General features: G+C 36.4%; 9 protein-coding genes and 1 pseudogene. 1 reads left to right on the top strand and 9 read right to left on the bottom strand.

Translation table 11 applies throughout. From position 1 onward, the window contains the following. Nucleotides 1-51 precede the first annotated feature (51 nt). Nucleotides 52-603, top strand: coding sequence for a cysteine hydrolase family protein (locus AC07XU_RS11095; protein WP_494943716.1), 552 nt, complete (start codon nt 52-54; stop codon nt 601-603). A gap of 57 nt (nt 604-660) precedes the next feature. Here the strand turns inward: AC07XU_RS11095 and AC07XU_RS11090 are convergent. From AC07XU_RS11090 to AC07XU_RS11050, 9 genes and pseudogenes are all read right to left on the bottom strand, one after another. Continuing rightward, nucleotides 661-1971 (bottom strand): annotated as a pseudogene (locus AC07XU_RS11090) (MATE family efflux transporter). Between the two features lie 750 nt (nt 1972-2721). Beyond that, complete coding sequence (locus AC07XU_RS11085; protein WP_494943715.1) at nt 2722-3738, bottom strand: zinc-binding alcohol dehydrogenase family protein; 1017 nt, start codon at nt 3736-3738, stop codon at nt 2722-2724. 173 nt (nt 3739-3911) lie between these two features. Beyond that, complete coding sequence (locus tag AC07XU_RS11080; RefSeq protein ID WP_494943714.1) at nt 3912-4700, bottom strand: SDR family oxidoreductase; 789 nt, start codon at nt 4698-4700, stop codon at nt 3912-3914. Between the two features lie 42 nt (nt 4701-4742). Then, the gene (locus AC07XU_RS11075; RefSeq protein ID WP_494943713.1) at nt 4743-7166 is read right to left on the bottom strand and encodes a DUF5703 domain-containing protein; all 2424 of its coding nucleotides are present in this window, start codon (nt 7164-7166) and stop codon (nt 4743-4745) included. A 2-nt stretch (nt 7167-7168) separates the two neighbouring features. Then, on the bottom strand, nt 7169-8587 hold the full coding sequence (locus AC07XU_RS11070) for a sialate O-acetylesterase (RefSeq protein WP_494943712.1): 1419 nt from the start codon (nt 8585-8587) through the stop codon (nt 7169-7171). 104 nt (nt 8588-8691) lie between these two features. Continuing rightward, a complete protein-coding gene (locus tag AC07XU_RS11065; RefSeq protein WP_494943809.1) occupies nt 8692-10686 on the bottom strand; it encodes an aceric acid hydrolase in 1995 nt (664 codons plus the stop codon). Between the two features lie 485 nt (nt 10687-11171). Further along, entirely contained in the window at nt 11172-14603 is a 3432-nt protein-coding gene (locus AC07XU_RS11060) for a glycosyl hydrolase (protein ID WP_494943711.1), read from the bottom strand. A gap of 73 nt (nt 14604-14676) precedes the next feature. After that, complete coding sequence (fucP, locus tag AC07XU_RS11055; protein WP_494943710.1) at nt 14677-15969, bottom strand: L-fucose:H+ symporter permease; 1293 nt, start codon at nt 15967-15969, stop codon at nt 14677-14679. Nucleotides 15970-16101: 132 nt separating this feature from the next. Further along, nucleotides 16102-16542 carry a MaoC family dehydratase gene (locus AC07XU_RS11050; protein WP_494943709.1) on the bottom strand — a complete coding sequence of 147 codons (441 nt, stop codon included), beginning with the start codon at nt 16540-16542 and terminating at the stop codon, nt 16102-16104. Between the last annotated feature and the right edge of the window lie 30 nt (nt 16543-16572).

Genomic DNA, 16572 nt, shown 5'->3' with positions numbered 1-16572 from the left:
TTAAACCTATCTAACTTTGTTTCTAATTAGAAACAATAAAATACGATAGATATGAGCAAAAAAGCATTGATTTTAATCGACATCCAGAATGATTATTTCGGAGACGGAGCTATTGAATTGGTAAACCCTATAGAAGCGAGTTTAAACGCAGGTAAAGTATTGGAACATTTCCGAGCAAACAATTTACCAATTGCCCATATACAGCACGTATCGGCCAACCCAGAAGTAATGCCTATTTTTGTTGAGGGAACGAATGGCGTGAAAATCCACAAAAACGTGCAACCACTTGATGGAGAAAATGTTTTTCAGAAATTCTACCCAAATAGTTTTAGGGATACAGGACTTTTAGCTTATCTAAAAGAAAACGACGTAACAGAAGTGATCATTACCGGAATGATGACGCACATGTGTGTAGATGCAACTACACGTGCCGCATTTGACTTTGGCTATAAATGCACCGTTATCGGTGATGCCTGTGCATCAAGAGACTTGGAAATTAGCGGCAAAACGGTAAAAGCGGATGATGTGCACCATGCATTTTTAGCTGCGCTAGCATTTTTCTACGCAGAGATAAAAAGTAGTGGGGAATTTTTGTCTGCATAAAACTAAATTGAAAGTTAAAGAGCCTGGCTGAACGATTGTTAAGCCAGGCTCTTTTATTTATACGCTTTTCATCTGATGTTCAATGATGTATTGGGCTCTAAAATACAATAGAGCGGAAGAGGTTAACAAGCCAAGAGTTAATCCGTACCAAATTCCCTCCACACCAATATTAAGCTTAATTCCTAAAAGATAAGCTACGGGCAGACCCACAACCCAATAGGCAAAAAAAGTAATGGATGTTGGAATTTTCACATCGCCCATACCTCTCAATGTACCCAAGCCAACTACCTGTGTACCATCAAATAACTGAAAAATACCGGCTATAATCAATAATTGTGCGGCCAATGAAACAACATCTGGGTCATTGGTTATCAGATAGGGCAGATATTGGTTAAACAAAGTAAAAAAAACAGCAAAAAACAACATAAAAATTATCACCAAATGATAAGAAACCAGAGCAAATTTCTGGATTCTAAAATAATTTTGGCTCCCAAAATTATTACCAACTTTAATAGTAGCCGCCGAAGCTATGCCACTGGCCATCATATAGGTCATCGCTACGAAAGTGATTGCAGTCTGGTGCGCTGCCTGCTCTATTGCACCAATTTTACCGGCCATTAATGCTGCAACAGCAAATGCACCAATTTCAAAGATATATTGCATGGCAACAGGAATGCCAATTTTTACCATCCTTGAAATTCTTGAAAAATCTACAAACCGTAAAGAAAAATGCTGGATGTAGGCTTTAAAATTTCTTGATTTCATAATGTACCATCCCATTACCACCATCATCAATACCCTGTCGATCAAGGTTGCGATGCCTATTCCCTTCACTCCCATCGGATGGACTCCAAACATTCCCTTTACCAAAACCACGGCTAATACCAAGTTGAGCACATTTCCCCAGATGGTGATATTCATCGCTTGTTTGGTATAACCTAATCCCTCTGCAAATTGCTTTAATGTCTGGAATATCATTAAAGGCAAAATAGAAATGCCCAAAAGCAGCAGATATGGTTTTGCCCTTTCCACAACACGAGAATCTTGATCTACGTGATACATTGCAAACATGGAGCCGTAATACACCACTAGAAAAAGCAGAATGGCAGCTATTGTATTTATTCATAAACTATTGGAAAGCAGTTTAGCACATTCCTGATGGTTTGATTTTTCATTTTCCTGTGCAATTAATGGAGTTAAGCCGTAGGCTATACCCATTCCCAGCACCAATACCACCATGAAAACCGAATGAACAAGCGATACTGCTGCTAGGGATATCGTACCTGCATAATGTCCTACGATAATGGAATCTACTGCCAATACCAAGGTGTGTCCAAGCTGCGAAACTACAACAGGACCTGCCAGCATTATTGTACTTTGATAATAGGCTTTATTTGATTTGTATTTTTGTATCATGATAAATGATTTGTCCGCCCAAAGTTGATTAAGCTTAAAATACCTTTCTCGAGTATTTACCAAAAGGCTAAAAATTGAGCCAATTGGTCTTTATACTGCAAAACTAGCTATTCGCACATATCATCTTGCTACCAAAATCCCAAAGTACGCTACCATTTTGATAAACGATAGATAACCAAATTTTACAGCAATTACACAAAACAATTGTGGAGATTGTTGAAAAGATAAATGCAATCAGCAGAGAACTTTTACACTTCAAAGAAATTTCCAAGCTGATAACCGAAATTCACAAGCTTCATTTCCCAAAGATGAATTAGAAAGGAAATAACAATTTGAGAGATAAATTCCTGACTGAAATCATATTAGGTATCCCAAGAAATAGGAAAAAAAATCTTTGATTAAAAGGCTACATTAACTTATAATTGAGTAACCGACTTCTAATTATAGATATTACCTTTAAAAAAAGTTTAATATCAAAATAATAGCTATATTGTAATCAATAACAAATTGTTCTTTCAAACCTAGTCATATCATATCAAAATAACTGGTGCCCAATTTGGTGCCCACATTGAAATGATGATTATATAATTTCCACAACTTGCTCATTTTGTACCAATTGGATTAATAAGTCATTATCCCAGCGGGATCACAGAAAGCCCTTAACGAAAGTTGAGGGCTTTTTTGTCTCTTTTTTTTTTGTTATTAAGTAAAGCTTACCATTGCTTTAATCACTCCGTTTTTAGGAACTAACCAACTTGCAAATTCATCTTTTACACCATCAAAATCAACTTTATGTGTAATGTAATTAGTTGGATTAACCAAACCAGCTTTCATCGATTTAATCACATGCTCAAAATCTTCAATTGTGGCATTTCTACTACTCATTAATGTAGATTCACGTTTATGAAATTCAGGATGATTAAAAATTAAATCGCCTTTTTGCAAGCCAATTAATACAAATCTGGCGCCATGAGCCATATAATTAATGGCGTTATTAATCGCTTTTTGATTACCTGTTGCATCAATTACAACTGTAGGCATATCGCCATTGGTTATATCGCTCAGTTGAGCTAAAACATCATCAGCTAAGGCATTTACTACATAATCGACCTTTAGTTTATCTTTACAAAAAGCTAAACGGTTATCGTTAATATCTAAAGCAATTACTTTTGCACCAGCTATTCTGGCAAATTCCATTGTACCTAAACCAATCGGACCAGCGCCAATTACAAGTACAAATTCACCTGCCTGTATATCCGCCCTGCGTACACCATGAGCGCCAATGGCTAACGGCTCAACTAAGGCTAATTCATCATAACTTAGATCGTTACCGTGCAGTAAAGTTTTAGAAGGTACTGAAAGATATTCACGCATACCTCCATCTACATGTACGCCACAAACCTGCATTTTAACACAGCAGTTTGGTTTATTCATTCGGCATGCAATGCATTCGCCACAATTAAAATAGGGTATAAAAGTAACCTTCTCGCCTACTTTAAAATCATCATTTCCATCAACTTCAACCAATTCACCAGCTAATTCGTGTCCTAAAACTCTTGGATAGTTAAAGAAAGGTTGTGTACCTTCAAAAGCATGTAAGTCTGTGCCGCAAATACCAATACGTTTGATTTTGATGATCGCTTGACCTTTTTGTAGTTGAGGCTTTTCTGTTTCTGAATATTCGAAGGTTCCGGGCGTAGTGCAGGTAAGGGTTTTCATGTTATTAATTATTGAATGAGAGAAGGATTGAAGGATTGAATGAGGGGATTATTGAATGAGTGAATTATTGAATGATAGAATGTAGGAATTATGGAATGATTGAAGGATAGGATGATTGAATTTTGAATGTTGCTTATTATTCTCTCATTCAAAATTTAATCCTTAAAAATTATTTAAGCATTAGCTAATGCCCTGTCTAAGTGAACATAACCACCATCTACATGAATAATTTGTCCAGTTGTGTGACTTGATTTATTAGACATTAAAAAGGCAGCCATATTGGCAATTTCTTCCGCAGTTGTCATTCTATTTTCTAACGGAATTTTTGATGTAATTTCTGTTAATTTCTCTTGGGCATTTGGCAAAGTTTCAATCCAAGTTTCATAAGCTGGTGTCCAACATTCTGCTACCATTATGGCGTTAACACGAATACCATATTTCAGCAATTCAACTGCCCATTCTCTTGTTAAAGCATTTCTGCCACCATTTGCAGCGGCATAGGCCGATGTATTTCCTTGTCCGGTTTCGCCAGTTTTAGAAGTGATGTTAACAATTGCTCCTTTACTTTTAATTAACTCTGGTAAAGCGTAATGTGCCATTAAATAATAGTGAACTACATTTTTATGTAGCGAAGACATAAAATCTTCATAATTGCCGTTTTCTAAGCCAACACCATCATTTACGCCAGCATTATTTATCAAACCATCAATTCTTCCGAACTGAGCAATAATTTCTTTTACCACTTTTTCGCAATCTGCTGGTTCTGCCAACTCAGCCACAAACTGAAAGGCTTTACCTCCATTGGCGTTAATTGCATCGGTAACTTTTAAATTATCTTCTGCTTTGCGGCCAACAACAACGGCTACGGCTTCTTCTTTCGCAAAAAGCTCTGCCATTGCTTTTCCAATACCTTTTGCACCACCTGTGATGATGATTACTTTATCTTTTAAATTTAAATTCATAATATTTAATTATTGAATGAGAGAATGACTGAATGAGAGAATTTAGAAATCACGCTGTTTATTCATTCCTTCAAAACTCAATCCTTCTATCATTATTTTTATATCTTCTTTTCTTTCTTCTGGTATAACCTTTAGGCTTTCTATTTTTCCATTTTTCAAAACACCTTCAACTGTGGTTTGGTACGGTGCATAAAGCTTAAAATGTACATCCCAGTTTTTCGGCCATGCCGGAAATAAAATGATTTTTTTTCCATCGCATTGCATTAACATTTCTTGCAAACCTATCATTCCAGATCCGCCCCAATTATGATCTGGTGTCCAATCGAAACCTGGCCCCCAAAATGCTGGAAATCTTCTACCTGAATTTTGAAGTTTTAACTTCGTTAATCTAGCTGCTTCATCTGTTAAACCTAATCTAGCTGCAAAAATATTGTCTTGTTTCCAACCAACGTGACTTCTAAATTTCAAAACATCAGGATCTAACTGATAAGTATTTATGGCAGTATCTAAACCTGGTTTTCCAACTCCATATATCCCCCAAGGGTAAACCGGGTACAACTGCGGACTTTCGGTATTGTTAATACGCTCCCAAAGTTTAGCAGGTGAAATGGTTGGTTTTTTCCCATCCTCGCCATTAAATTCTCTAAAACTAATTGGCGGAATGGTTTTTAACATCGCTTGCCAATTCTTTTTCTGATCTTCAGAAGCTGATTTTAACGCTAATAATCTTTGTAAAACTGTTTGTAGAGCAGCGATTGTTGATGTAGAATTATAAGTCATTTTATACGTTTCGGCAGCCGAGCCCGGATACAAAACTAAATGACCATTGGCATCTAAAGCTTTGCTGCCCCTTTGTTTAGCTAAGTAAGTATAATGCTCTTTAAAAAAGTTTAGCGAACTTTCTATCAACGGCATGTATGCTGTAATGTCTTGCGCATTGTAGCGTTCCGTTTCCAAAATCATCATGCAAAATTCTAAAATGGTATCCCATTCATATTCGAGCCAAGCATTGTATTCCATGCCTTTATCGTAACCTTCTGGGCGTTTCCAACCATACTCTGCCGGATTGGGTAAGCCGAAATTTTCTATTTGTTCAGTGAAACTAGCACCAGCATGTCCCCAAGCATTTTTTGTCCTTAATTCTGCATTCGTTAAAATACGTTTGTAAAACTCAAATTGTGGTTTCATCATTTCGAAATCGCCACTTTTTAGCATTGGCCAATATACCAAGCGCTGGTTTTGAGCAGTATGTGTTCCTCCACCCCAATTTCTAAAATCAGGTGTGTAGTTTAAAGTCGTATCTGTTAATTGAGGATCAAAAGTAAATAAGCCACCATTAAATTTTGTTGGCCAATTACCTTTGGCATTTGCGCCTAGCATGTAGCGAAACAATTGGTAATTTTGACTTACTTGATTTGCTAAAGTATCAGCAGAATTGATGTAAATGAAACTTTTATTCCAATAGTTGTTCCACCAATTTTTAGTTGCTGCAAATGATTGCTGTGGATTGTAAACTGCTAAATCAACTAATTTTTCATCAGTGTTGCTGTCTAATGAAATTGTTATTTGATGAGATTTTGTGGGTTTTTCGCTTTTTATAACCCAAGATTTAAAAGGTGTGTTAAGATACTTGTCTGTATAATTTCCGCTAGCAAGCATGTTTTTACCTTGCATTATACCGCCAAACCTTAAATTTTTGAGAGGGTTATACATTGAAGATTTATAATTATCTAAACCTTGTTGTTTAACCACAACATCAAAAACTGTTTCATCTTTATTTTGATGTAAAAACGCTATCGAATTTCCTTTAAAAGCAATATCATCTTTATGGGTTTTAACAATTCCTTGTGGTGCCCACTTATAAGAATTTTGGTTATTTTCTTTGCCTTTTGTAATGCTGTCTTCGAAACGCCAGCTTTCATAACTAGCTTCTGCAATTAGTTTTTGGTTTGAATTAACTTCTAGATTTACAATAGGTTTAAACACATCAACCCAAATATTTACTTTAGTTTTGCCTGATGATATTTCTACATATCCATCTTTTAAAAGCAATTCTTGTTTAAAGTTTTTTCCTTCAAATGGATTTGGACTTAACTTCAGTCTTACCCTACCTAATTTTAATAAAGTGTTATTTTCATCGAACGTTCCACTCCGTGACAAATAGAGATAAATTTCTCCTTTTTCTACCCACACATTTACACCAATATCACCACCACCAACAGGCATAGACTCTGATGAATTTTTGCTTTGGGTTGTCCAGACTATATTTTTTTGCTGAGCATGTGTATTAATTGACCACAAAGACACAAAGACCACGAAGAAAAATCTAACTAATGTAAACCACGAATAAGCAAAGCATGCAATTAAAAATCTAGGCATATCAGTTTTAGACCATATAAGGAATTTAAGGAAGCATAAGATATAATTTCCCAAACTTTGTGTTCTTTGTGTTTCTGTGGTTTCCATTTTCACCAATTATCTGTTCTAAATGATGAAACTGGCAAACCATCGTTACCAAATAAATCGCCAACCACAAAATCTTTAAAAGCATAATGTACAGCTACCGGATTTTTAACTTCTTGGGCTGTTACAGTAACACTGCTTCCGGTTATTACCGCTTTTGCGGGGTAAAATTTTTGATCCTCGCCAGCTATTTCAAATAAGCTCAAATCTTTACCAAAAGAAGTTAATCCGTTAACAACATTTGTAAATTTAATGATTGCTTTATCTTTATCAATGGAAATTGATTCGTAATTTGGACTAGCGAAACCAAAACCTTTAATGCCGTAAGTTTGAGCTAAAGCCAAATACGCTAACCGCTCACCACCTTGTTTTTTATTTGCTGGATGAATACTTTTAAATTCGCCAACATCCATTAAAACAGCCATTCCGCTATTTGGAATTTTGGCCAATGATTTTCTTTGGGCATCTCTTAAATAGGCAGAATTGTATTCAGTTTTTGGCTTTTCGTGAAATGAAGCATAATTAAATGGCGCTATTTGAGCATAATAAAACGGAAATTCGCCATTATCCCATGCTTTTCTCCAGCTCGCAACCATTAGCGGAAATAAATCTAAATATTGTGCTGGTCGCTCATAATTCGATTCACCTTGATACCAGATAGCGCCACGAATTCCATATCCGATAACTGGATAAAGCATGCCGTTGTAAAGTGTTGTTGGAGTTCTGCTCACTTCCTTAATGGTATCAGTAGCTTTAGGTATAATGACTTCTGGAAATTCTTGTAAATCTTCTGGTGACATCCAAGCTTCTATAGTTGAACCTCCATAACTGTCATTAATTATCCCGATAGGTACATTTAACATTTCGTTTAATAAAGCGCCAAAATAATATCCAGTTGCACTAAAATTAGCTACAGTCTCTGGCCCAGCTAGTTTCCAATCTGATGGTTTACTATTCTCTTGCTTAGTGGTAATTGATGAACGAGGGACTGTATACAACCTAATGTTTGGATTTTTTGATTTTAAAATTGCTTCATTTGAGCCAATAACAGGTTGAGATTTAAAACCTTTCATCGGCATTTCCATATTAGATTGGCCACCACAAAACCAAACTTCGCCAATTAAAATATCTTTTAAAACGAGTAATTCTCCATCATTAAAACTGATTTCAAACGGTCCGCCAGCAACTGGTGTTGCTACTTTTATTTTAAATTTTCCTCTAGCATCAGCTGATGTTGTATATGTTTTTTTATTCCACGATGTGGTGATTTTTATAGCTGATGAAGGATTTGCCCAGCCCAAAAGTGCAACATTACTTTGCTGCTGCAACACCATATGGTCAGTAAAAATGGAAGCTGGTTTTACTTTCGCAAATGCACTTGTACATATGGCTATAGAAAAAAATAGAAGAAGTTTTAATTTCATTTTTTATTAATTATTAAAGTCCAATTTTGTCATTCCGAGGCACGAGGAATCTCATTTTTGAATTTCTTATTGAGATTCTTCACTTTGTTCAGAACGACAAAGCGTCATCTACTCAAAGGCAACCAAACCGACATTTCTGAATGACCTCTATTGCCCCATGCAAAATAAGGAACTAATTTAATTGCTGTATTTTCATTTGATTTTGAAATTGGATGATAAAGGGTATTTGCCCAATCCGTTTTCTGCCTCAATTTTGCTGCACCTTCTAAACTCATCATTTGTGCACCATCAATTGTAATGGCCACGGGTTTTAATGAAATTGATGAAGGAATAACCGCATTAAAGATGTTTTCCCCTTTAAAATCTTTAGATTCTAAACAATAAACAATTGGTCCTCTTTTAACGGCAATTTGATTTCTGTTTTCTTCTACTAGCGGATTTGATTCAATCAGCTGTGCTTCCATTGGTAAAATTAATTCTACAACATCACCAGCCTTCCACGTTCTATTCAATTCCGCATAAGTTCCAGATTTGGTAATAGCATTAATTTGCTTTCCATTTATCATGATTTTTGCATCTGAAGCCCATCCCGGGATCCGGAAAAACATGCTATATGCTTTTTTAACAGTTTCGTTTACGGTAACTTTTACATTTCCATCCCATGGGTAATTTGTAGCTTGATTAAGACTGATTTTTGACCCATCACTCAGTTGAGTTTTTATGTTATTTGCCCCGTATAAATTAAACCAAATACCCTTTTCAGCTATGCTGTAGGCATAATTGCTTACCTCTGCAATAGTGCGCACTACATTCGGCGGACAGCAATTCGATAAGCCAATATATGGAACCCGATCTTTGCTCCAACGTTGTTTAAATGGTAAATTATCGCTTTGCGCTAATGGGTTGGTGTATAAAAAGTTTTTGCCATTTAGGCTGATGCCCGATAATACGCTATTGTATAAAGCCAGTTCCATTACGTCTGCGTATTTTGCATCGCCTGTTACTTGAAGCATTCTGTAATTCCAAAGCACGTTACCGATATTTGCGCAAGTTTCATTGTGAGCTGTAAAATTTGGGAGTTGGTAATCCCTTCCAAATGCTTGATGAATTTTCTGTACCTCGCTCGGATTGTAAGATGTGCCATCCGGCGATGTACCATCATATAAAGATCCAAGACCACCTGTAATGTACATTTTTCGATTAGCTACATCATTCCACATCAAATTTAGAGCGTTCAATAAGCTATCATTTCCAGTTTCTGCATATAAATCGGCTACCCCAGCATATAAATAACTTGCTCTAACTGCATGGCCGGTTGCTTTTGTTTGCTGTAAAAAAGGAATTCGATCTTGGTTATCGTCTGTGCCATCGTCTATTTTACCCTTAATGGCGATGAGATGTTTGGCCAATTCTAAATATCTAGGTTCTTTGGTAGTTCTGTACATCTCGATAGTACCCATGTAATGCGATGGACAAATGGCGTTACGAGCTAATGTTGGTGATGCAGTTTTATAGAATTTGTATAAATATTCTGTCGCTTTTTTGGCTACATCCAATAAATTAGTTTTGCCTGTAGCGCGGTAATGGATGCAAGCAGCAGTCATTAAATGCCCAATGTTGTAAGCTTCGAAACTTAAACGATCTTGAAATTGGTTGTTAGAACCAGTTTTTCGTTGTTCAATTATGGCTTTAGTGTAGATATAACCATCTGCACGTTGTGATTTAGCAATTACTGCAATGGCTTTATCCATTGTTTCTAGCAATTTTGCATTTCCGGTTGAAGCGTATAAACTTGCCATCGCTTCCAATGTTTTGTAATAATCTCCATCATGAAAAGATGGTCCTTTATGCCTTCCTGTATCTAATCCTGCAGCAATCTCGAAATTTTTAAAAGCATGGCTGATTTTAGGGTCGTTATAAATCGCCCACATATTTGGCACCATCGCTTCGGTTGCTACTTTAAAACGATCTGCCCAAAAGCCATTTGTCCATTTAACGGCAGTCATATCTACACTTTTTAATTTAGCGTACGGACTGTTGGAGTTATTCGTTAAAGCATTTTGTTGGGCTTTAGAGGTTATTGTTAGAAAGAGTGAGATGAATAGTCCGAAAGTCCGTAAGTCGGGAAGTCGGAAAGTCCGAAAGTCGGGAAGTCGGAAAGTTGGGAAGTCCGAAAGTCGGAAAGTCAGATGTCCGAAAATATGGCGATTTAGCAGAGCAACGATAACCGACAAAAGGTAAACGAATTTAAGTCCGAGAATCAGGAAGATTGAAAGTCGGAAAGTAGAAAAATATGTCTTTGCGTTCTTCGTGTCTTTGCGGTTAGAGGAGAAAGGTCGGGAAGTTAGATGTCCGAAGATATTGCGTTTTAGTTGAGCAACCATAGCCGACAAAAGGTAAACGAATTTAAGTCCGAGAGTCGGGAAGATTGAAAGTCGGAAAGTAGAAAAATACATCTTTGCGTTCTTCGTGTCTTTGCGGTTAAAGGAGATAGGTCGGGAAGTTAGATGTCCGAAGATATGGCGATTTAGCAGAGCAACGAAAAACGAACAGCGGACAACCAGATTTTTAATTATTTTTCTCATCATTTCTTTTCAATTTTAAGTGTAACGGGGCCAAATAAACCAGCAGAATTTAATGGTTTACCTTCTAAACGAAATGGTGCAGTTGTATTTGTAATTCGTTTTTCTATAGGTAGTTTACTATCGCCAACTAAACGGTTAGCCCAAGTATTGGTCACTTGTATTTCGATTTTATTTTCGCCTTGTTTTAAGGCTTTGCTAACTTCCAATTCAAAAGGTGCAGTCCATAATGTACCACAATCAACACCATTTATCTTTACTTCAGCTATGCTAGAGAAAGCGCCTAAATCAATCCAAACTTTATCTTTATTTTCACCAACAAAGTTGAAGGTTTTCGTATAAATTGCTGTACCAGAATAATATTTGATAGTGCTATCTTGATTCAAAGTCCAATCTGTTAAAGTTTTAAATTCAACAGGTTTTGATGGACCACCATATTCAGGATTGAATTGAACTTGCCAATCGGATGAAATATTCAAACTATCCTTTTTGAAAGGTTTTCTTTTGTTAGAGAGGTTAGAAATAAAATAATAGGTGTCTTTAGAATCTAATATTATAAAAATAGATTGGTTAGAGTTAAGAACTAAATAAATCTCTGTCTCATTGTTATGTGAATTACTTATTTTATCGGGTTCAGAATATAAATCTGATACTGCATCATATATTTTTACCGATTTACCACCAATTCTCAAGGTTAGTTTGATTTCTCTTTTTCTCTTCTCTTGGTTAGATATAAAGTAAATCTCTTTAATTCCATTGCTTCTATGCGCATAAGCGATATTTTTTGCGTAATCATCGGTCTCGCGATTATTAATAATATCATAAAACTCTATATCCCTTTTCAGATTTAAAACATCAAAAGTTTCACCATCAAACGGAGCCTTAAAAATCTGTCCTAATCCTAGTTTTTTTGAATAATATAGCTTTCCGCCTTTTTTATAATTTTGAAATTCCAAACTCCAAATCTCATTAACCAACTTATTAAACTCAATATCAATAACTTTTTGTAAACCAATTTGATATAATGGTTTTTCTCCAATAATAATCGTTGCTCCATTTTTTACCAGTTCAAGCAATTTCTTTACTACTTGATAACTCATGTATTGGTAATTTGGGTTCATTTTCATATCACCCGGAATAACCAAAATCTTATAGCTTGCGCCACTTTCAAAAACAACTTCTTTATTGATAACTTTTGCTGTGCTTAAAACATCTGGATTAAAACTATCATAAGCATAACCACGTAACGGGTTTACCCAATTCTCTGGATCTGCCATGTTAGCTGAGTGAGAAACACCTGAGGGAATTGACCTCAAAGGTTCGCCTACATTAGCTAATCTTTTCTTTTCCGCTTCTACTACATCTGGACCAAATAAACCGGGTAAGGTTGTAACCAATCGATCTGGCAAAACCGAGCGACGAGGCAATTCTTCTCCTATAAAAACTGCGATATCTACCACAGGTTTGCCTTGTTGTAATAATTCCTGTGTTCTGGTTGCATAATCAACCCAAGCTTTACTGGCTTTCCACCAAGTTTGGTCACGCTGAAAGTATAAACCGACGCCGTCTAAAGTCATTCCGGGTTTACGATCCATCCAAGGGTTATGCGTAAAAACATGGTAAGACAGTTTGTTAATGCCTAAAGCATAATTTCTGTCTTGCAAGGTTTTCATGTTCATCGGACTTTCATTCCAGTCCATTCTTACTGTTGTAAAAGCCTCAGCTTGGATAATGTTTTTGCCATAAATATGAGCGCCAGAAATGGCATCCAGCATATCGTTAGGTTTATCATGGGTAGGACTATTTAACCAAAATTCGCCCATTGGCACGTCCACCGTTTTATAATGCAATAAACCATCGCTCATCATGGTTGGCGCAATACTTTCGGCAGTAAAGGTCACCCCTTTTTCTTTGGCCAAGGCAGCTAATGTTTTGTAAAATTTATCAACCACTAATTCAGAAATGGTTTTACGTACATCGTACAAAAAGCTTTCAGAAACTGATGCACTTTGCACAGGCAAACCTGTCATGATGGGCAAATATGGCGTTAAATCATAACCTCTGCGTTTTAAAAACTCGGCTTTAAAATTAGCCGACCAATTTTGGCTTCCGCATTCCCAACTATCCACATGAAAAACGCTTAAAACTTTGGCGGCTATTTCTGGTCCACCGTGTTTTAATGCTTCGCCATACCAGCTATCAAATTGCAGTTTAACAGCTGCAGGATTAAATTTATCACTCTCCAACCCTATTCCGCCACCACCAGTGGCATTGGTTTGACCAGTTGAAGTATGCCCGATTCTTAAAATGGTCCAACTTCCTGCAGGAGCTTTCCAATCTAAACTGCCATCAGCTTTTAATTTTCCCGTTAGGTTGACGATTTTATTGAGCGGCACACATACATTAGTTGGCAATTGCTCATTTGTAGTTCTTTTGCTGATGCGCCAAATCAAACCATTTTTGCCTTCGTATTGGTTGATATTGGCTTCGGCAAACAATTCTAGGTTCAACAATTTTAAAGAAGGTTTCCATTTGGCCGCATCTAAATCTTCGGATCCTGGCTCTGAGCCAGCTTTATCGTACACAAAACGGAAAAATTTAGCGGTAGTTGGCACGATGGAATGTGTAACATCCTGATCAGTATCTTGCCAACCATGGCGTGGCGGTTCTAATCTGCCAATTGATCTAAAAATTTTACCATCATTGCTTACTTCTATCTTTAATCGCTGAGCTTGGTAATTGTTACCGCTTACTTTAATCTTTATGGTGCGACAAGTAAATGGTTTTTCGAATTCATATTGAAGAAAAAGTGGTTCGTTTGATCCAAAGTTTTGTTTGTTACCTGGTTTAATCAAACCACTTGCATCAGTTCCATTACTAGTGGTAACTTTAGGACTTATAGTTTGTGTAGATTGGTTTGTTCCTATAGGTGATGGATAAGCATAAACAGCTATATCTTTATAATAACCTTCTTTTGTTTCTGGTTGAGGTAATTTTAGTTTATTATTTGATGCATTGACAGTTATCTTTGATGAAACTACCTTTTGCATAGATAAATTTGGTGTAATCCATGGTCCGCCAGCCAAAGCAAAACCATCGCTTACATGCATTCCAAGTTTTAAATCCAAACGTTTGGCTTCATCCATGGCAAACTTCACCATTTGCCACCACTCAGGCGTTAATTGCTCAACTGGTTTTTCATATAATGATGGATTTGAAGATTTGCCACCTTTGATAGTCATCAAATAAGCCCCGCCAATTCCATTATTTTTCATGGCCTCCAGATCTGCCGTAATGCCTTTTTTAGAAACCCCTCCTTGTACCCAATACCAAAACACCCAAGGTTTAGCATTTTCATTTTGTTGCGCATTAAGTTTGAGGCTAAAAGCACAGAGCAGAAAAAATAGAAGTATTTTACTAAACGTTGATTTCATTATTTATTGTTTTTAGTCATCGGATGAATATTTCATAACGTCTATATTCATCCGATGACTAATTGATTTCTAATTATTTATGAGCGATTTTGTATCCTTTTAATCCAAAATAAAGGATGATTAAATAACAAACCAAAGGTATACTGTAACCAATCTGTATATTGTCTCCATAATGATCTATTAGCGAACCCATTGCATAAGGTAAAATTGCACCTCCTACAATAGACATAATTAACCATGATGATCCAGGTTTTGTATCTTCTCCAATGCCTTGAATACCCAACCCGAAAATAGTTGGAAACATAATAGACATAAAAAAACCTAAAGCACCTAATGCATAAACCACATATGCACCGCTACCAAATATGGCTATAATGCTTAACAGAATAGAGATAATGGCATAGATAGATAACAATTTATTGGAACTTATAAATTGCAACATAGCAGTACCTGCAAAGCGACCCACAGTGAATAAAAAACCATAAATAGCTAAATAATAGGCTGCAGTTTTTTCATCAAAACCACCACCTTGTTGTGCCATTCTTATGAAAAAACTGGTTACACAAACCTGCGCACCCACGTAAAAAAACTGAGCAATTACTGCCCAACGCAAATGGCTGTGGCGCAAGGCACCAAAAAAGCTCCCTTTTGCTTCTCCATCAATGCTTTTAGTTTTCACCTCTGGCAATCTGCTGAAGTAAAACAATACTGCAATTGCTAACAAAACGATGCCTAAAATAATGTAAGGCATTTTAACTGATGCAGCTTCTTCCATAAAATAAGCTGTTCTTGTTGCATCTGGCATTGCGATTAATTCTTCTTTAGTATAAGATTTTCCCGACAGGATAAATAAAGAACCTACAATTGGCGCAATCATAGCTGCCAAACCATTAAATGAGGCCGCCAAGTTTAATCTGTTAGTTGCTTTAGCTGGGTCTCCTAAAACCGCTGCATAAGGATTGGCTGATGTTTCTAAAATTGTTAAACCGCAACCAATGATAAATAAAGCGATTAGAAAAGTTATGTACGATAGTGAATTAGCAGCCGGAACGAACAAAAAAGCGCCACAAGCAAAAACTAGTAAACCAGTAATCATACTTGCTTTATAACCAAATCTTTTTAAAATCATTCCTGCCGGGATGGCCATTAAAAAGTAAGCAAGAAATACAGATGTATCAATTAGCGTAGATTGACTGTTGCTTAGGTTACAAGCTTTTTTTAAATGGGGAATTAAAATGGAGTCCAAGTTGTGTGCCATCCCCCAAAGGAAAAATAGACTGATAACGAGGATAAATGGTAACAAATACTGCTTGCTAGATGAATTTTCATCTGCAGTAATAATTTCGGGTTGGTTGCTGTGGTTCATATTTTGGTTCATTAGTGTTATTGGTTTCCCGAAAAATCGAGATTTCGCTTTGCTCAACATTTTCCTATTGGTTCATTGGATCATTGGTTCATTAGTTTGGTAGTTAGCCAAGTGAACTATCAAACTAATGAACTATTTCTTCTTAACCACTAAAAGATGGTCGCATACTAAAACCACTTCACCGTGTTGGTTAATGATTTCTACATGTTCGGTTATAGTTCCATATTCTGGTCGTTTACTTTCTGCCATTTCTGAGATAGTTACTTCAGAATGGATGGTATCTCCAATAAAAACTGGTTTTACAAAACGTAATTTATCGTAGCCTTTAGACATCGCTTCCGGATTAATTTCTGATGCCGTCAAGCCAATGCCAATCGCAAAAATCATTGTTCCATGAGCAATACGTTGTTTAAATGGTTGTGTTGCACACCAAGCTGCATCCATATGGTGCGGAAAAAAATCTCCGGTATGACCAGCATGCACTACAAAATCAGTTTCTGTAATGGTTCTGCCTAAGGTTACACGTTTTTCGTTTAATTGGTAATCTTCGAAAAATATTGATTTGAAATACATATTCTTTTTATTTACGCTTTGTCATTCTGA

This window comes from Pedobacter sp. GW456-11-11-14-TSB4 (genome assembly GCF_059424425.1).
The sequence above is the reverse complement of the archived record's forward strand: the minus strand, read 5'-3'. Positions and strand labels throughout refer to the sequence as shown.